The 18,191-nt window shown below is 65.7% G+C and carries 15 protein-coding genes and 1 tRNA gene; 6 read left to right on the top strand and 10 right to left on the bottom strand.

Annotation, left to right across the window (positions count from 1 at the left end; all coding sequences use genetic code 11):
- The first annotated feature begins 194 nt into the window (after positions 1–194).
- Positions 195–3,398: an autotransporter outer membrane beta-barrel domain-containing protein gene (locus ACP7AZ_RS13395; RefSeq protein ID WP_426039135.1), complete on the top strand. Its 3,204-nt coding sequence runs from the start codon at positions 195–197 to the stop codon at positions 3,396–3,398.
- A 63-nt stretch (positions 3,399–3,461) separates the two neighbouring features.
- Here ACP7AZ_RS13395 and ACP7AZ_RS13390 read toward each other — a convergent pair.
- Positions 3,462–3,538: transfer RNA gene (locus tag ACP7AZ_RS13390), tRNA-Val, on the bottom strand.
- A gap of 94 nt (positions 3,539–3,632) precedes the next feature.
- Entirely contained in the window at positions 3,633–6,035 is a 2,403-nt protein-coding gene (lon, locus tag ACP7AZ_RS13385) for an endopeptidase La (RefSeq protein WP_426039134.1), read from the bottom strand.
- Positions 6,036–6,396: 361 nt separating this feature from the next.
- Between lon and ACP7AZ_RS13380 the strand changes: the two genes are divergently transcribed.
- Positions 6,397–6,735: a hypothetical protein gene (locus ACP7AZ_RS13380; protein WP_426039133.1), complete on the top strand. Its 339-nt coding sequence runs from the start codon at positions 6,397–6,399 to the stop codon at positions 6,733–6,735.
- 68 nt (positions 6,736–6,803) lie between these two features.
- Here the strand turns inward: ACP7AZ_RS13380 and clpX are convergent, their stop codons facing one another.
- Positions 6,804–8,069: an ATP-dependent Clp protease ATP-binding subunit ClpX gene (gene clpX / locus ACP7AZ_RS13375; RefSeq protein WP_425989739.1), complete on the bottom strand. Its 1,266-nt coding sequence runs from the start codon at positions 8,067–8,069 to the stop codon at positions 6,804–6,806.
- A gap of 186 nt (positions 8,070–8,255) precedes the next feature.
- On the opposite strand from clpX, the gene ACP7AZ_RS13370 reads away from it, so the two are divergent.
- Positions 8,256–8,912, top strand: coding sequence for an HAD-IB family hydrolase (locus ACP7AZ_RS13370; protein ID WP_426039132.1), 657 nt, complete (start codon positions 8,256–8,258; stop codon positions 8,910–8,912).
- Here ACP7AZ_RS13370 and ACP7AZ_RS13365 read toward each other — a convergent pair.
- The 4 genes from ACP7AZ_RS13365 to tig all read right to left on the bottom strand — a co-directional run bounded on the left by ACP7AZ_RS13365 (position 8,909) and on the right by tig (position 12,426).
- Complete coding sequence (locus ACP7AZ_RS13365) at positions 8,909–9,229, bottom strand: hypothetical protein (RefSeq protein ID WP_426039131.1); 321 nt, start codon at positions 9,227–9,229, stop codon at positions 8,909–8,911. The two genes, ACP7AZ_RS13370 and ACP7AZ_RS13365, sit on opposite strands and share 4 nt — an antisense overlap.
- Before the next feature lie 74 nt (positions 9,230–9,303).
- On the bottom strand, positions 9,304–9,945 hold the full coding sequence (locus tag ACP7AZ_RS13360; RefSeq protein ID WP_303694957.1) for an ATP-dependent Clp protease proteolytic subunit: 642 nt from the start codon (positions 9,943–9,945) through the stop codon (positions 9,304–9,306).
- Positions 9,946–10,093: 148 nt separating this feature from the next.
- Entirely contained in the window at positions 10,094–10,990 is an 897-nt protein-coding gene (locus ACP7AZ_RS13355; RefSeq protein ID WP_426039130.1) for a hypothetical protein, read from the bottom strand.
- Positions 10,991–11,082: 92 nt separating this feature from the next.
- On the bottom strand, positions 11,083–12,426 hold the full coding sequence (gene tig / locus ACP7AZ_RS13350; RefSeq protein ID WP_426039129.1) for a trigger factor: 1,344 nt from the start codon (positions 12,424–12,426) through the stop codon (positions 11,083–11,085).
- Between the two features lie 179 nt (positions 12,427–12,605).
- On the opposite strand from tig, the gene ACP7AZ_RS13345 reads away from it, so the two are divergent.
- Complete coding sequence (locus tag ACP7AZ_RS13345) at positions 12,606–13,319, top strand: MBL fold metallo-hydrolase (protein ID WP_426039248.1); 714 nt, start codon at positions 12,606–12,608, stop codon at positions 13,317–13,319.
- Between the two features lie 4 nt (positions 13,320–13,323).
- Here the strand turns inward: ACP7AZ_RS13345 and ACP7AZ_RS13340 are convergent, their stop codons facing one another.
- Positions 13,324–13,617 carry a hypothetical protein gene (locus ACP7AZ_RS13340; protein WP_426039128.1) on the bottom strand — a complete coding sequence of 98 codons (294 nt, stop codon included), beginning with the start codon at positions 13,615–13,617 and terminating at the stop codon, positions 13,324–13,326.
- A gap of 98 nt (positions 13,618–13,715) precedes the next feature.
- Between ACP7AZ_RS13340 and ACP7AZ_RS13335 the strand changes: the two genes are divergently transcribed.
- Both ACP7AZ_RS13335 and ACP7AZ_RS13330 read left to right on the top strand, forming a co-directional pair.
- Complete coding sequence (locus ACP7AZ_RS13335; protein ID WP_426039127.1) at positions 13,716–13,862, top strand: hypothetical protein; 147 nt, start codon at positions 13,716–13,718, stop codon at positions 13,860–13,862.
- 97 nt (positions 13,863–13,959) lie between these two features.
- On the top strand, positions 13,960–14,196 hold the full coding sequence (locus tag ACP7AZ_RS13330; RefSeq protein ID WP_426039126.1) for a general stress protein: 237 nt from the start codon (positions 13,960–13,962) through the stop codon (positions 14,194–14,196).
- Positions 14,197–14,552: 356 nt separating this feature from the next.
- Here ACP7AZ_RS13330 and egtB read toward each other — a convergent pair whose 3' ends face one another.
- Together egtB and ACP7AZ_RS13320 are read right to left on the bottom strand one after the other, a co-directional pair.
- Positions 14,553–16,712, bottom strand: coding sequence for an ergothioneine biosynthesis protein EgtB (gene egtB, locus ACP7AZ_RS13325; protein WP_426039125.1), 2,160 nt, complete (start codon positions 16,710–16,712; stop codon positions 14,553–14,555).
- 174 nt (positions 16,713–16,886) lie between these two features.
- The coding region (locus ACP7AZ_RS13320) for a penicillin-binding transpeptidase domain-containing protein (RefSeq protein ID WP_426039124.1) at positions 16,887–18,191 on the bottom strand (1,305 nt) is incomplete at its 5' end.

The raw sequence follows: 18,191 nt of genomic DNA, 5'->3' as shown, positions 1-18,191 counted from the left end.
CGCCCTCCGTTTGATATAGAAGTGATATCACTTTTCAGGCCGCAAGGCAACGCTTTCAGTGACCTCCGGTCACCCGACACATCGCTTTCGGCCTTGCATTCGCCTCAAATTCGCGAAACTTGAGACAGGTCGCGACGCCCCTGTTAGAAGGCGCCCGACGCCCGTGCGCGTGTCCACTTGGGGTGATTTCTCGAATGCGTAGACTGCTTGCGACCGCGGTGGCGCTTGCCCCTCTGATGACGGCCGCAGGAGCGCATGCCGAGGTCGTGATTTCGACCGCCCGCACGACGCCCATCGTCACCTCTCTGGCCACCGGTACGGCGCGCGACGACATCCGCCTCGGCACCGGCGGCTCCATCGCCGTGAACACCGGGGCGGCGATCACGGTCGATTCGAACAACAACATCGATCTGGACAGCGGCACCAATATCACGATGGCCAACTCGGCCGACGGATCGACCGCGATCCTGGTCGGGCCCGGCGCGACCGCAGCGAACATCACCATCGGCGGGACCATCACGGTCACCGACAACATCGACACCTATACCGACACGGACAGCGACGGCGATCTGGACGGCCCGATCGCGGCCGGTTCCAACCGCTACGGCCTGCGTCTGGTCGGCGGCACGGCCCTGACCGGCAACATCCTGGTCGAGAGCAGCGGCGCGATCCTGGCCGAAGGCGCCAATTCGCGCGCCATCTCGATCGAACGCGCCCTGACCGGCACGGTCACCACCTATGGCTCGCTGCGCGCCGTGGGCGACAACGCCATCGGCTATTCCCAGACGGGCAACGTCTCCGGGGCTGTGAATCTTGGCGGTCCTGTCACGGCTCAGGGTTTGGGCGTTAACGCGGTCAACATCCAGGGCGACATCGGCGGGCGCCTGACACTCCAGGGTGACATGGCCGCGACCGGCTATCGCTACACCACCCGCCCCGGCGACACCGCCCTGGCCCTGCTAGACGCCGACGACCTGCTGCAGGGCGGCTCGGCCGTCGTCATCGGCGGCAACGTCGCTCGCGGCGTTGTGCTGGATGTCCGCCCGGCGGACCTGATCACGGATGTCGCCACGGACTCGACCACGACCGACGAGGACGGCGACGGCGTCGCCGACCTGTCGGAGAACAGCTCGGTCATCAACAGCTACGGCGGCGGCGCGGCCCTGACCGTCGGATCCTCCACGCGGGGCATCACCCTGGGCGCCGCCGGAACGACTGCGACCACCAACTACGGCCTGATCAATCGGGGCGTGATCACCGGCGACGGCGTCTATAACAACATCACTGGCCTGGCCATGCAGCTGGGCGTCGCGGGCGGGCAGACCGTCGCCATCGCCGGCGGTGTTCGCAACGAAGGCTCCATCACGGCCCTGGGCCGCGGCGGCGGCGCGACCGCCGTGTCGATCGGCGCCGGCGTCACCACCCCGCGCTTCGACAATATCGGAACGATCACGGCGGGCGTTTCCAGCGAACTGGCCAACTCACCGACGACGGGCGTCAACATCGCGGCCGGCGCCAACCTTCCCGTCCTGTTCAACAATGGCGCGATCCTGGCCACGGCGGGCGGCGGCATTTCCAACGTCAACGCGATCCGCGACCTGTCGGGCACCCTGACCTCGATTCAGAACGCCGGCTCCATCACGGCGGCGCTGGCTCCCAATACGGCCGGCGCCGCGCTCACCGGCACGGTGACGGCGATCGACGTCTCGGCCAACACCACGGGCGTCACCTATCGCCAGTTCGGCGAGACCAGCACGCCCTCGACAACCGATCCCGACACTGACGGCGACGGAGTGACGGATTCGAACGAGCCCGTGTTGATCGGCGCCGTTCGCTTCGGCTCGGGCGCCGACACCCTGAACCTCGAAAACGGCTTCATGACCGGCGACGTCTCGTTCGGCGCCGGCGCGGACCGGCTGAACATCACGGGCGGCGGCATCCTGACTGGCGCCATCACCGACACCGACGGCCGTCTGGACATCAATGTGACCAACGGCACGCTGGATGCGCGCCAGTTGACCCGCACCAGTGTCACCAGCCTGAACGTAGGCGCGGCGGGCGATCTGATCGTCACGGTCGATCCCGCCACCTCGACCAACGCCGGCTTCCGCGTCAACGGCACCGCCAATCTGGCGACCGGCGCCGGCCTGGGGGTGCGGTTCAACTCGCTGCTCACAGGGCCCCAGCGGTTCACCGTCATCGACGCCAACACCCTGATCCTGGGCACGATCGACCAGACGGCAGTGCAGGCGAACTCGCCTTATCTTTACGTGGTCAACGCCGGTGCCGATGTGGCCGCCGGCGACGTTTACATCGATGCCCGTCGCCGCACTGCGGCCGAAGCTAATCTGATCCCGGTCGAGGCCCAGATCTTCGACTCCTTCTACGGGGCGTTGAGCTCCAGCACCGCGCTGCGCGACGCCTTCATCTCCCAGACCGGCCGCGAAGGCTTCATCAATCTGTACGAGCAGCTGCTGCCCGACCATTCTGGCGGCCCGCTGCTTTCGCTGGCATCCGGCGTGGACGCCGTCACCCGCGCCCTGAGCGGCCGCAACGCCACGGTCGAGCCCGGCGACACCAGCGCCTGGCTGCAGGAAATCAATTTCTACGCCGACAAGGACAAGACCGACACCTACGGCTTCCGCTCCGAGGGCTTCGGCGTCGCGGGCGGGATCGAGCGCGGTACGGGCCTGGGCGCCATCGGCGTGTCGGTGGCCTTTACCTCGTCGGACATCCAGGATCCCGAGGCCGAGGCCGAGGAAATCCTGTCCGCCAACCTGGTCGAGCTCGGTCTCTACTGGCGGGCCCAGGGTCAGGCCTGGAGCACCTGGGCGCGGGCGGCGGGCGGCTACGCCACCTTCGATTCCACGCGCCAGCTGGTCACCGAGAACATCAACCTCATCAACACCTCCAGCTGGAACGGCTTCACGCTGTCGCTGGGCGGCGGCGCTTCCTACGAGAAGAATTTCGGCCGCCTCAGCATCCGGCCTGAAGCCTATGCCGAGTATTTCTCGCTCAACGAAGACGCCCACACCGAAGAAGGTCGCGAGCCTGGCTTCAACCTGAACATCGAAGACCGCACCGGCCACATGTTCACCGGCGTCGCTGCCGTGAACATCGGCTACGGCTTCGGCGAGGACGGCTGGATCCGCCCCGAGGTTCGCCTCGGCTGGCGCCAGAACTTCTCGGTCGATCCGGGCGAGACCATCGCCCGCTTCGCCTCTGGCGGCTCGCCGTTTACCCTGACGCCGCAGTCGATCGAAGGCGGCGGCCCGATCGCCGGCTTCCACCTCAGCGTCGGCAACGACCTCGGCAAGATTTCCATCAGCGCCGATGCCGAAATGATCGAGGACTACGTCCGCTACACCCTGCTGCTGCGGGCCAGCTTCCGGTTCTGATCCCAATCGGGCTCAAAATGACAAAGTCCGCCGGATCGCTCCGGCGGCCTTTTCTGTGTCCGGTGGTAGGCGGCGACGGGTTCGAACCGCCGACCCTCTCGGTGTAAACGAGATGCTCTGACCAGCTGAGCTAGCCGCCCTCCACGCGGTCTAAGTGCCCGGTCAACGCCGTCGGTTCAACCCGCGCCGAACAAAGAAAAACCTCCCCGCCGGTTGGCGGGGAGGCTGTTCAGGTCAGTGGCTGACGACGGTCGATCCATCGACCGCCGGGGGCGGGGTCGGACCGGGGTTCAGCGGCTCGGCCACCTCGTCCCAGTCGACGGCGGTCAGGGAGCCGGTCAGGGCCCATTTCAGCGCCTCGTCGGCCGTCGAGATCGGGATGATCTCCAGCGCGCCCTTCACGTTGTCAGGCACGTCGGCGAGGTCCTTCTCGTTCTCCTGTGGGATCAGCACGGTCTTGACGCCGGAGCGCAGGGCCGCGAGCAGCTTCTCCTTCAGGCCGCCGATGGCAGTGACGCGACCCCGCAGGGTGATCTCGCCCGTCATGGCGATGTCCTTGCGGATCGGCACGCCGGTCAGGACCGAGACCATGGCCACGGTCATGGCGACGCCGGCGGACGGGCCGTCCTTGGGCGTGGCGCCGTCCGGCACGTGGACGTGGATGTCGGTCTTCTCGAACACCGGCGGCTTGACGCCGAAGCTGAGCGAGCGCGCCCGGACGTAGGAGGCGGCGGCGGAGATCGATTCCTTCATCACCTCCTTCAGGTTGCCGGTGACGGTCATGCGACCGCGGCCCGGCATCTTGATCGCCTCGATGGTGAGGATTTCGCCGCCGAACTCCGTCCAGGCCAGGCCGGTGACGATGCCGACCTGATCCTCCTCGTCCGTCTCGCCATAGCGGAACTTCTGAACACCCGCGTATTTGGCCAGCTTCTCGGCATCGACCGTGATCGTGGTCGTGCCTTCCTTGGACATCTCGCGCACGGCCTTGCGGGCCAGGCCGCCCAGAGCGCGCTCCAGCGACCGCACGCCGGCTTCCCGGGTGTAATAGCGGATCAGGTCGCGGATCTGTTCGTCGGGCACCACGAACTCTGCCGGCGTCAGGCCGTTGTCGGACGTGACCTTGGGCAGGACGTGACGCTTGGCGATCTCGACCTTCTCATCCTCGGTGTAGCCGCTGACACGGATGATCTCCATCCGGTCGATCAGGGGCTGAGGCATGTTCAGGCTGTTGGCCGTGGTCACGAACATGATGTTCGACAGGTCGTAGTCAACCTCCAGATAGTGGTCGCCGAACGCATTGTTCTGCGCCGGATCCAGCACCTCCAGCAGGGCCGAGGACGGGTCCCCGCGCCAGTCGGCGCCCAGCTTGTCGATCTCGTCCAGCAGGATGAAGGCGTTCGTCGTCTTCACCTTCTTCATCGACTGGATGATCTTGCCCGGCATCGACCCGATGTAGGTCCGGCGGTGACCGCGAATTTCGGCCTCGTCGCGCATCCCCCCCAGGGACATGCGGACGTATTCACGACCGGTCGCCTTGGCGATCGACTTGGCCAGCGAGGTCTTGCCGACGCCCGGAGGGCCGACAAGGCACAGGATCGGGCCCTTGAGGCTGTTGGTGCGCGCCTGCACCGCCAGATACTCGATGATCCGTTCCTTCACCTTCTCCAGGCCGTAGTGGTCCTCCTCGAGAATGGCTTCGGCCTTGTTCAGGTCGATGGCCTTCTGCTTGGTCTTGCCCCACGGAATCGCGAGCAGCCAGTCGAGGTAGTTCCGGACCACGGTCGACTCGGCCGACATAGGGCTCATGTTGCGCAGCTTCTTGACCTCGGCCTCGGCCTTGGTGCGGGCTTCCTTGGACAGGCGCGTCTTACGGATGCGCTTCTCCAGCTCCATGATCTCGTCGCGCGCATCGTCGGTCTCACCCAGCTCGCGCTGGATCGCCTTCATCTGCTCGTTCAGATAATATTCGCGCTGGGTCTTCTCCATCTGGCGCTTCACACGCGAGCGGATCTTCTTCTCGACCTGCAGGACGGATATCTCGCCCTCCATCAGGCCATAGACCTTCTCCAGACGGGCGGGCACGGCGATGGTTTCAAGCAGGCTCTGCTTGTCGGCGATCTTGACCGACAGATGCGCGGCGACGCTGTCGGCCAGCTTGGACGCATCGGTGATCTGGGGGATGGAACTGAGGGCCTCGGGCGGCACCTTCTTGTTCAGCTTCACATAGGATTCGAACTGTTCGACCACGGCGCGCAAGAGGGCCTCGGCCTGAGCGGGTTCACCCAGGTCGTCCTCGATCTCGACGGCCTCGGCCTCGAAATACTCCTCGCGGTCGGTGAAACGGGTCAGGCGGGCCCGGCCCTTGCCCTCGACGAGGACCTTCACGGTGCCGTCCGGCAGCTTCAGCAGTTGCAGCACGGTGGCGAGCACGCCGACCGGATAGATGGCGTCTGGCGACGGATCGTCATCGATGCTGTTCTTCTGGGTGGCCAGCAGGATCTGCTTTTCACCCTTCATGATCTCGTCGAGCGCCCGCACGGATTTCTCGCGCCCTACGAAGAGCGGCACGACCATATGTGGGAAGACGACGATGTCCCGCAGAGGCAGGACGGGCAGAATTTTACTCTCGGACATAATGCGCTCCTGGACCTTCGATCATCTCCGGTCCGCCCGCCCCTGACGCCCCGCGATATGCAGCGACACCCTGGAGAGGCCCGTCGATTCCGACGGCGTTCATGTGAGTATGTGGTCCCTTGGCCCCGGGGTTCAAGCTTCGCCACGGGACGATGCACAGATGCGCGCAGCTACGGTCAAGCTGCACGAACCGTGCAGACTCCGAGCCGCCCGGGGTCGGACTACCTCCGCAGGCGTGTTCGGCGGCAATGAGACCACACAGACCCCTGTGGCCTGTGCGCCGCAGCCTGATTCACGATCAGCAACCGAACCCAACCGGAGCCGTTGCGGACGCAACATTAACCGAGATTGGGAGACCTTCTTGTACAGGATCATCACTCTGGCTGCGGCCGCATCCCTGCTGACGCTGTCCGCTTGCAACCGCGACACCGAGACAGGGCCGGCCGCCGATGACGCGGGCGCGAGCGCGGATGCAATGTCCGCCGACAGCGCAGGTTCGGATGCATCGACAGGCTCGCCCGTCGGTTCATCCAGCACGGCGACCAGCATCAATGCCGGATCGGAAACAATGGCGCCCGCAGATTCCAGCATGGCCAGCCCGACCGGAGCCGATGTCGGTCAGGTTACCGATGAGACCCGCGCCAATGCCCAGACGGCGGCGGAGGAGACGAATCTCCATCCCAAGCCACCGACGAACTGACTGACCGGACATGAAAAAGGGGCGGAGCCGCCAAGGCCCCGCCCCTGTTCTCTTGCCGGCAACCCGCCTTATGCGGCGCCGTCGGCGGCCTTTTTCTTCTCGGCGTAGATGAGCAGAGGCTGGGCCTTGCCCTCGATGACCTCGGCGTTGACGACGACTTCCTCGACGCCTTCGAAGGTCGGCAGTTCGAACATCGTCTCCAGCAGGATGCCTTCCAGGATGGACCGCAGGCCGCGGGCGCCGGTCTTGCGGGTGATGGCCTTCTTGGCGATCGCATTCAGCGCGTCGTCGGTGAAGGTCAGAGCCACGTTCTCCATCTCGAACAGGCGCTTGTACTGCTTCACCAGGGCGTTCTTCGGCTCGGTCAGGATGGTGACGAGGGCTTCCTCGTCGAGGTCCTCCAGCGTCGCCAGAACGGGCAGACGGCCAATGAACTCCGGGATCAGGCCGAAACGCATCAGATCGTCCGGCTCGACACCCTTGAGGATGTCGCCCGTGCGGCGTTCATCGACGTTCGACACCTTGGCGCCGAAGCCGATCGAGGCCCCTGCCCCGCGGGCAGAGATCACCTTTTCCAGGCCGGCGAAGGCGCCGCCGACGATGAACAGGATGTTGGCGGTGTCGACCTGCAGGAACTCCTGCTGCGGATGTTTGCGGCCGCCTTGCGGAGGCACGGAGGCGACGGTGCCTTCCATGATCTTCAGCAGGGCCTGCTGCACGCCCTCGCCCGAGACGTCGCGGGTGATCGAGGGGTTGTCGGACTTGCGCGAAATCTTGTCGATTTCGTCGATGTAGACGATGCCGCGCTGAGCCCGCTCGACGTTGTAGTCCGACGCCTGCAGCAGCTTCAGGATGATGTTTTCGACGTCTTCACCCACATAACCGGCCTCGGTCAGGGTGGTGGCGTCGGCCATGGTGAAGGGCACGTCGATGATGCGGGCCAGGGTCTGGGCCAGCAGCGTCTTGCCGGAGCCCGTCGGGCCGATCAGCATGATGTTCGACTTGGCCAGCTCGACGTCGTTGTTCTTCGTCGCGTGGTTCAGGCGCTTGTAGTGGTTGTGGACAGCGACCGAGAGGACCTTCTTGGCGTGGCTCTGGCCGATCACATAGTCGTCGAGGACTTCGCGGATTTCCTTGGGCGTGGGCACGCCATCCTTGGATTTGACGAAACCAATTTTGTGCTCTTCACGGATGATATCCATGCACAGCTCGACGCATTCATCGCAGATGAACACGGTGGGTCCGGCGATGAGCTTGCGCACCTCATGCTGGCTCTTGCCGCAGAACGAGCAGTAGAGCGTACTTTTGGCGTCGGTGCCGGCTGCTTTGGTCATAGACCCTTCTCACTCTCGCGCCGCTCTGGGAGACGGACACGCTTTCCTCGCGTTGATTCCACCACTATGGACGCGAAGATATTCAAAAAATGACAATCAACCATCCGCACGCTCGCCACAACCCCGCCGAAGACCGGCGAAGCGCGTGTGACGGGGACTGTTCAGGCTGGATGGAGATCACGGCGAATGGGTGACATGGGCGCCACGGGCGGCTTTCGCCAGTCCGAGGATCGCTCGCGACCCATCGTCGCGTTCGATTTCGACGGTACGCTGACGGTTCGCGACAGCTTCACCCAGTTCCTGCGCTGGCGGGCCGGGTCGGGCGGCTGGGCCCTGGGACTGGTCAAGATGGCCCGGGCCACGGCGGCCTATGCGCGGGATCGCGACCGGGGCGCCATCAAGGCCGCCTCCGTGAAGATCTTTCTCAAGGGCGTCACCCGCGCCGAGCTGGAAGCAGATGCCGCCCGGTTCGCCGATCACGCCTGGGACAAATTCTTGCGACCGGACGCGCTGAGGGTCTGGGAAGACTGGGGTCGGCAGGGCGCCCATCGCGTGATCGTGACTGCCTCGCCGGAGATCACCGTGGCTCCGTTCGCCCGGCGACTGGGGGCGGAGGGCCTGCTGGGCACGCACCTGACCTTCGATGACCAGGACCGGGTCACCGGCGCCTTCTCGAGCCCCAACTGCCGAGGCGAGGAAAAGGTGCGTCGTCTGCAGGAGGCGTTCGGGCCGGATCTGAAGCTGACGGCCGCCTATGGCGATACCTCGGGCGACACCGAGATGCTGGCGATCGCAGAACAGCCGGGCTTCCGCGTGTTTACCGGACAACCGGCGCGGCGTTAGTTGCCGTCTGCGTCGACGTCGAAGACGACGACCTTGCCGCGCGAGGTGGGGTCCCAGCCGGCGGCGATCGCCGAGGCGATGGCGTTCTTGACGCTCTCCAGATTGATGCGCTGGCGCTCGAAGTTCGGGGTGCCGTTGGCGCGCATCACCATCGGAAACATCACGATGGCCTCGCGCTGGGCGTCAACGAGCTTCAGAGCGATGCCGATGCCGTCCCAGTTGTTGCCGGTGGTCCGCTGGGGCTGGCGCCGGACCTCCCATCCGTAGTCTTCGCCGTCGACCTGGACGACGCCTTTGAGATCGCGCGTGTGCTGCATCGGGCGCTGATAGCACAAACGAAAAGGGCGCGCCGATCCCGGCGCGCCCTTCTCCGTTCATTCGTCCGAATGGGTCAGACGGTCTTGATGCCGTCTGCCTCGGCCTCGCTGCGCTTGTCGTAGACGTGGTCGACAATGCCCCAGGCCTTCGACTCCTCGGCCGTCATGAAGTGGTCGCGGTCCAGGGTGCGCTCGACTTCCTCGTAGGTTCGGCCCGTGTGGTGGACGTAGATTTCATTCAGGCGGCGCTTGGTGGCGATGATGTCTTCGGCGTGGCGCTCGATGTCCGAGGCCGTGCCGCGGAAGCCGCCCGAGGGCTGGTGGACCATGACGCGGGCGTTCGGCAGAGCGATACGCTGGCCCGCCTCGCCGGCCGTCAGGATCAGGGAGCCGGCCGACGCCGCCATGCCCATGACCACCGTCGAGACCGGCGACTTGATGTATTGCATGGTGTCGTAGATCGCGAGCGCCGAGGTCACCTGACCACCGGGACTGTTGATGTACATGCTGATTTCCTTCTTCGGGTTCTCCGATTCCAGGAACAGCAGCTGGGCGCAGATCAGGCTGGCCATGCTGTCCTCGAACGGGCCGGTCAGGAAGATGATCCGTTCGCGCAGCAGGCGGGAGAAGATGTCGAAGGCCCGCTCGCCGCGGCTGGACTGCTCCACCACCATGGGGACGAGGTTCGAGGAGATGTAGTCGATCGGGTCGCGCATGAGGTCTCGCTGAATGCTGGGGCCCGCGACTCACGTCGGTCGCGGTTCCGTCCTCATATTGCGGTCCGGTGCAAGCGATACAAGCCGGGGGGATCCGAAACGGTCAACCAGACGCGACGAACAGGCTGGACGGGTCATCGCCGCCCCGTCAGTCGGCGTTCCCATCGTCCGCTTGCTCGGCCCGCGCCATGGCGCCCGCAATCCTGCCGACCTGTGCGGAGGCGCTCAGGACGCTGAGATCGGCGGCGTAGAGCTGGCGCAGATAGGTCAGGTCCCAGTCCGTCAGACCCGAGACGCCGGCAGGATCCTGGAACAGGTTCAGCCCGGTCTCGAACCCGGCCACATCGGCCTGGGCGTCGACCTGGGCCAGGGTGACCATGGCGATGTAGTCGCCGAGCTGTCCGACATCGACCGTGCCGATGCGGTTCACATCGACGACGACCATGACCTGGAAGATGGCGTTGATGTCCTGACTGCGCAGGCGACCCGCGCCGTCGATGCGGCGGATCGGCGCGTCTTCCGAATCTGGCGTTCGAACGGTGACTTCTCCGGTCCGTGCGTCGAGCGGCACGGTCAGCATCCACCAGCGAACCGGGGCGTCGGAGGTGCGGAAGAAGTTCAGGGCGCGATAGGTCAGCGAGGTTCCGGCGATGCCGGTGATGTAGGCCCTCGGGCGGGCCTCGATGAGGCTGCTGGCCATGGCGGCGCCGTCGTCGGCCCCGACGATGATCATATTGGCCTTGCAGCCCGGCTCCCCCGCTTGAAGTCCCAATCCGACCACCCGGTCGGCGATCCGGTCGGCCAGGGCCTGCGCCACATCCCGCTGCATGTTCACGACGCCGGTGCAGATCGGGTCCGTCGTGCGCCAGCGGGCGATGCCGCGCCGGGGCGGCGTGACCAGAATCTCGTTGGTGAAGGTGCGGGCCGCGTCGTAGGCGGTGCGGCGTTGGCCCTCGACCTCAATGGTGGACAGAGTGGTCGATTCGTCCTGAGGCGCAGCCTGGACGCCCGCGGCCGGGGAAGCAGCCGGCGCCCCAGCGAGCATAAGCGCGATCGAAAGAACCGAAACCAACATCACAACCCACTACTCAAACGCGAAACGTCGAAGCTATCCACCCGTCAGGCGAGTGGCAAGCCTTAGCCTTCGTCTTCGTCCTTGAGCAGCTCTTCCTTGGTGATCGGAGTGTCTGTCACCTTGGCCTGGTCGAAGATCAGGTCGACGACCTTTTCCTCATAGATCGGGGCGCGCATCTGGGCGGCAGCGTTCGGGTTCTGGCGATAGAAGTCCAGGACCTGGCGCTCCTGGCCACGGTAGTTGCGGGCCTCGGCCATGATGGCGTTGTTCAGTTCCTGATCGGTGACGCCGACATTGTTGGCCCGGCCGATCTCGGCAAGCACCAGACCCAGACGCACGCGGCGTTCGGCGATCTTGTGGTACTCTTCCCTGAGCTTCTTGTCGGACTTCTTGGCGTCCTCCTCCGGCAGGTTGCCGGCGGCCTTGTCGGCCTCGACCTGCTGCCAGATGCCGTCGAACTCGGCCTCGACCATCTTGGGCGGGAGCTCGAAGGAGTGGGCAGTGTCCAGCTGGTCCAGCAGTGCGCGCTTGAGCTTGTAGCGGGCGGCGCCGGCGTATTGCTGGTTCAGGTTCTGGCGCAGCAGATCCTTCAGCTTGTCCAGCGACTCAAGGCCGATGCGCTTGGCGAACTCTTCATCGACCGTGGCTTCGATCTCGGCCTTGATGGCCTTCACCTTGATGTCGAAAGTGGCCAGTTTTCCGGCCAGATTGGCCGCCTGATAGTCGGCCGGGAAGGTGACTTCGATCGTTTTCTCGTCGCCGACCTTGGCGCCCTTCAGTTGCTCTTCGAAGCCGGGGATGAAGCGGTTCGAACCGATCACCAAGTCGACGTCCTCGGCGGTCCCGCCGTCGAAAGCCACCCCGTCCAGCTTGCCGAGGTAATCAATAGTGACCTGGTCGCCGTCGGCGGCCTTCACGGTCTTGCCCTTCTTGTCCTCGTAGGACTTGGCCTGGCCGGCCAGTTCCTTCAGCGCCTCGTCCAGATCCTCGTCGGAGGCCTCGTAGACAGGACGGTCCAGCTTCAGGGTCTTGGGATCGACCGGAGTGAAGTCGGGCATGACTTCCAGGGCCATTTCGAAGGCCAGATCGTCGGAACCGGCGAGGACCTTGTCCATGTCCGAGGTCAGTTTCATGTCGGCGGGAGCGGCCGGGCGAACCTTGATCTCTTCAAGGGCGGCCTGGCTCGACTCGTTGATGGCGTCATTGACGATCTCGCCCATCATGTCGCGACCGAAGGTCTTCTTGACGTGTGACGCAGGCACCTTGCCGGGACGGAAGCCCTTCAGCTTCATCTTCGGGGCCATCTCGGCCAGTTTGGCGTCCAGCTTGGCGTTCAGTTCCGCGACCGGCACCGTCACGGTGATGATGCGGCTCAGGCCTTCGGTGGTGTTCTGGACGACTTGCATGGGACGAATCTGACGCTCTGGAGCGGCGCCGAGCATCGGCGCGCGCAAAGATGGGGAAAAGCAGAAAGGGCCGCCCCATCCGGAGCGGCGCCTCGAAGCCCGCCCTTATGTCGAGATGGACCCAAAAGGTCAACGCGGAGGCGGTTTCACCAGACACCCCGGCTCGCTATGTCGATGGAATGACCCACTCCGCTTCTCTGGCTCCCTCACCCGTCGGCGTATTCGTGACCCCGGTCACGCCGCTGCAACAGAACTGCACCACCGTCTGGTGCACGGCGACGATGAAGGCCGCGGTGATCGATCCGGGCGGCTCGGTCGATGCGGTGAAGGCCGAGGTGGCCCGACGCGGCCTGGCGCTGGAGCAGATCTGGATCACCCACGGCCACCTCGACCATGCCGCGGGCGCGGCAGAGATGGCCGAGAAGTCCGGGGCCCCGATTATCGGGCCGCATCCCGAGGATCAGTTCTGGATCGCCGACCTGCCCGAGCATGGCCAGCGCTGGGGTATTCCCGATGCGCGGACCTTCACCCCGACCCGCTGGCTTGGCGACGGCGACACTGTGACGCTGGGTGAGACGACCTGGGAGGTCGCCCACTGCCCGGGCCACACGCCGGGGCATGTGATCTTCTTCAATCGGGCGGCGCGGTTCGCCCAGGTCGGCGACGTGCTGTTCAAGGGCTCGGTCGGCCGCACCGACTTCCCGCGCAGCGATCCGGAGGCCCTGATCCGGTCAGTGGTGACGAAGCTGTGGCCGCTCGGCGACGACGTCACCTTTGTGCCTGGCCACGGCGCGATCTCGACCTTCGGCGAGGAGCGCCGGACCAATCCGTTCGTGTCCGATGCGGCGGTCGCCCGGACGCCGCTGGTCCGGCCGGCGACCGGTCCGGCCTGACGCCTCAGCGGCGCAGCAACAGGCCGATCAGCACGCCGACGCCGAGGGCATAGACCGTCGCCTTCAACGGCTTTTCCTCGATCCTGGCGCGAGCGACGAAGGTCCGTTCGCGGGCCCAGTTGCGGCCGGTCTCGATATCCGAGCGGACCGCCTCGCGCAGCCCCTGCTCACGGGCGAAGGTGCGCGCCTCGGCATTGGCCATCCAGCGATCGCCTGCACGATCCAGACGGACGCGTTGATCATCGGCGTCGTCGAGGATGTCTTCGGCGCTGAGGTTGGTCGGATTGATGTCGGTCATGGCGAACTCCTGCCGGGCTTGTGATCAGGCCGATTGAACCCGGGCGGCGGTCGGCGGTTCCTTCTTGTGAAGCCCAATCCGGGCCGCGAGATCACACCATGACCGACCCCACCCCCCAGCCCGAGATCACCCCGCCGATGACGCCGTCGCCGCAACCGGAAATCGATCCGGCGGGTACGCCATACGAGGTGCCGCCACAGCCCGGCGAAAACGACGGGGAGGTCGAAAGGCCAGGCGCAGACTGATTCGCAGACTGTTGAAATATCGAGCCTTCGGAACCCGCGCCGGGCTTCGGGGTTCTCATCTGCGAGCGCGAGCATGACAGTCGAAAGGGAGCCTCACATGGCCCAAGGACAGCCCACCCGTCCCTCCGGTGTCTCCAAACGAGGCTTCGCCTCGATGGACCCCGAGCGACAGCGCGAGATCGCCCGCAAGGGCGGAGCCAGCGTGCCCAGCGAGAAGCGCAGCTTCTCCCAGGACCGCAGTTTGGCCGCACAGGCCGGCCGAAAGGGGGGCGAGGCCTCCCACGGCTCGCGTCGTCCCGGCGATCTCAACGACGTTGAAGGCCAGGCTGAATAGGTCGAGCCGAAGGTGAAACAGACAGGGCGGCCGGTGCGAACCGGCCGCCCTTTTTGTTGGTCCGCTCTTTGCGCCGCCGAAGAGCGGACCTGGAGGTCCGCGCTCCAAGGGCGCCGCAACTCACCCGTCCGACCGGACGACAAAAACACCCTGACGATACGGACGAAACGGACGAAATCCGCGCTCACCCTCTCCGCGAACCGTGATCACGAACACTACACCCACGTCGGACCAGGGCGCGCTCGCGGCTGGTGCAGGCGCGCCACGACTGGCCAGATCGGAATTTCGACGTCGAACAGAAAAGTTTGTTCGACGTCGTCCGGGCGTATCGTCAGCGCACCGCCCCTGGCGGCGTATCAGGCCGCGAGCAGAACCAGGGCCACGGACGGATCAGGGCTCTTCTGGAAGGACACAACCCGCCAGCCCGCAGCCTCGGCCATCCCCGTCACGGAGGCCTCGGTGAACTTGCGCGAACTCTCGGTGTGGATGATCTCGCCGGCGACGAACGGGATCACGGCGCCGCCGATATGGACCTCCATATCCCGTGCAGCGCGAAGGTGCATCTCCATCCGGGACCGTTCGAGGTTCCAGACCGCGACGTGCGCAAACCCGTCCAGATCGAAATCGGCGCCCAATTCGCGATTGGCGCGGACCAGCAGGTTCCTGTTGAAGGCCGCCGTCACGCCCTGGGCGTCGTCATAGGCGGCGATCAGCACAGCCGGATCCTTGACCAGATCGACGCCGAGGATGAACAGCGACGACGGGCCGAGGCGATCGCGCGCATTGGCCAGGAAGGCCACAGCCTGGTCCTCCTCCAGATTGCCGATCGTCGAGCCGGGGAAGAAGCCGACCCGACGGCCGCGCCCCAGTTCCGGCAGGGGCGCGAGGTTGAGGAAATCGCCGACCATCGGCGCCACCTCCATGTGCGGATAGGCCTCGGCGATGCCGGCGGCGGCGGCGTTCAGGGCGTCTGGGCTGATGTCGATAGGGACATAGGCCTGCAACGTCGGCGCGGAATCCAGCAGGATGCGGGTCTTCTCGCTGGCCCCGGAGCCGAACTCGACCAGGACGGCGTTGTCGCCGAAATGCCTGGTCAGGCCGGGCGCCATCTCGCGCAGCAGGGCAGCCTCCTGACGCGTCGGATAGTATTCCGGCAGCCGGGTGATGTCCTCGAACAGTTCCGACCCGGCGGCATCGTAGAACCACTTGGGCGACACCGATTTTTCCGGCCGCGAGAGGCCGGCGACCAGTTCGGCCCGGAAGCGTGCGGTCTCCAGGTCCTCGATGCGCGCGCGTTCGCCCGCCGGGGCGTCGGACGCCAGTCTCAAACCCATGAAGGCCCACCTTTGATGCGGATAGAAGAAGTTGCGGTATGTGGCCCGCGTGTGCCCCGGCGGCGTGGCTAACGCGCCGCCGCGCAGGACCCGCTGGTTGGCCATGAACTTGCCGTTGTACTCCGACGCCGTGCCCTCGGTGGGCCTGAAGCCGGGATAGGGTGAATAGGCGCTGGAGGTGTGCTGCCACACCTCGCCGAACAGGTTGGAGAAGACGTCCGGCGCGGTCGCCACCGCGCTTTCCCACTCCGCCTCGGTCGGCAGACGTTTGCCGGTCCAGTGGGCGAAGGCGTCGGCCTCATAGGCGCTGATGTGCCGCACCGGAACCTCAGGATCGACCTGCGCGCGCCCGGCGAGACCCAGGACGGTCCATTCGCCATCATCCTGACGCCAGTAGAGCGGCGCGTCCCAGCCCTCGGTCTTCACCACCGCCCAGCCGTCGGCTAGCCACAGTTCGGGCCGCCGGTAGCCGCCATCGGCCATGAATGCCAGCCACAGGCCATTGGTGACCAGGTCATGATCCAGCAGGAAGGGCTCCAGCCACGCCCGGTGACGCGGTCCTTCGTTGTCGAACGCGAAGCCCGACCCATCATGCCCTATGTCGACGAGCCCGCCCTCGAATCGGGTCTGACCGCCCCGCCCCGGCTGCAGCGGCCCGCCAGGCCGTGGTTCGACGTCGTAGGCTGCCGGATCGAGCGGCGAACGCGACATCAGGTTCAGCAGGTCCATCAGGAACAGCTCCTGATGCTGCTGATCGTGATGCAGGCCCAGAACGAACAGATACGCTTCCAGCGGATCGCCAAAGCCCCGCCCGATCCGGTCGGCCATGCGCCGGTCGATCTCGGCGCGATAGGCCAGGACTTCGTCCCGCGACGGCCGGGTCATCAGGCCGCGCTCGTGGCGTTCGACCCGCCGGCCCAGGCTTTCATAGTAGGAGTTGAACAGTTGCTGCAGACGCGGATCGACGGGCTTGTATCCCGGCTCGGCCGCCAGAATCATCGCCTCGAAGAACCAGCTGGTGTGCGCCAGATGCCATTTGCCCGGACTGGCGTCGGGCATGGACTGCGCGGCGAGATCCTCGGCCGACAGATCTGCGGCCAGTGCAGGCATAGCGGCGCGGATGGTGCCGTAGCGACGCAGATCATCCGCCCCGGGGGAGGCGACTCTCGCAGATGCTTTCATCGGACGTGCTCCAGCATTGCGAGACCGGCCCTCCTGGTCGCCCGCGTCGGCCTAACACATCTGTTCCGGTTTCGTTGCCGTCAAGGGGGCGGCGCGACAAAAGGCCGGGCGCTGCTGACACATTGTGGCAGCAGGTCGCACGCCAGACCGTTCACCCCGCCGTTGAGGTACGCGTCAGCGAGGCTCCGACAGATACGGGCGCGGACCCGCAGTCGGGCCAGGCGACACAGGCACGCCGACCGGCTCGGGCGCGGCGCCGATGGCGCCTTCGTCCAGTTGCGGGCCGGTGGCCTCGGGCGGCGGCGGGCGGGTGATCCGCTCGCGCATCTCGGGGTCCTTCAGCAGCACGGTGCGCATTATCTCGCGGGCTCGCGGCGCGGCCGCCGTCGATCCGGCCATACCGCCGTGTTCGACGATCACCGCGATGGCGTACCGAGGCTGATCGACCGGCGCGAAGGCGACGAAGAGGTTGTGGTCCTTCAGAGCCCAGCCAACGCTGCTGCTGGATCGCGAGCCGACATTGTCATAGCTGCGCACCTGGGCCGTGCCGGTCTTGCCTGCCATCTGGATGTCGCCGAGGCCCAGCTGACTCTGGCGATAAGCCCCGCCGGAGCGATCGTTAGCCACCGCCACCATGCCTTGGCGCACGACGTCCAGATGCTCACGGGCAAAGGCCAGATCAGGCACTTCCGCCCCCGACGGCCGGTCCACGCCGCCGACCGATTTGATCAACCGTGGTTGAAGCGCCTTCACCCCGTTCGCGATGCGCGAGGTCATCACGGCAAGCTGCAGGGCGGTGACGTTCACGTCGCCCTGGCCGATCGCGACCGACAGGGTCTCGCCTGGATACCAGACGCGGGAATCCGAATTGGGATTGTTCTTGTTGTACTCCGCCTTCCAGGCCTGGCTAGGCACGGAGCCCCTCTTCTGGTTGTCGACACCGATGTCGAACGTCTGAAGAAAGCCGATGTTCTTGGCGGCCTCGTGGATGCCGTCGACCCCGGCCCTGTTGCACATGTGGTAGAAATAGACGTCGCAGGAATTCTTGATCGCGTCGTGCATGGTCTGCGGGCCGTGACCGCTTCGGCTCCAACACCGGAAGGTCCGATTGCCAAAGCGGTAGCCTCCGCCGCAGTTGACGCGTTCGGTCGGATCCACACCGGCGGTCAAAAGCGCGAGCGAGGTCGTCAGCTTGAAAGTCGAACCGGGGTGGAAGACGCCCCCGATGGCCTTGTCCAACAGCGGCTTGCGTTCGTAGTCGGACAGGGCCCGATAGGTGCGGCTGGGGACGCCGGTGACGAACAGGTTCGGGTCGAACGACGGCGCCGACATCATGCACAGGATATAGCCATTGCGGACCTCCATGACCACGCAGGCCCCGGACTCGTCGCCGAACACCTCGAGCGCCCGGTTCTGCACGTCGGCGTCCAGCGTCAGGACCACGTCCTTGCCTGGCACGGCAGGTCGAGAGCCGCCGAC

It is taken from the genome of Brevundimonas sp. DC300-4, assembly GCF_049897365.1.
Taxonomy (GTDB): domain Bacteria; phylum Pseudomonadota; class Alphaproteobacteria; order Caulobacterales; family Caulobacteraceae; genus Brevundimonas.
Note: the sequence above shows the minus strand (reverse complement) of the source record. Positions and strands in the feature narration are given on the sequence as shown.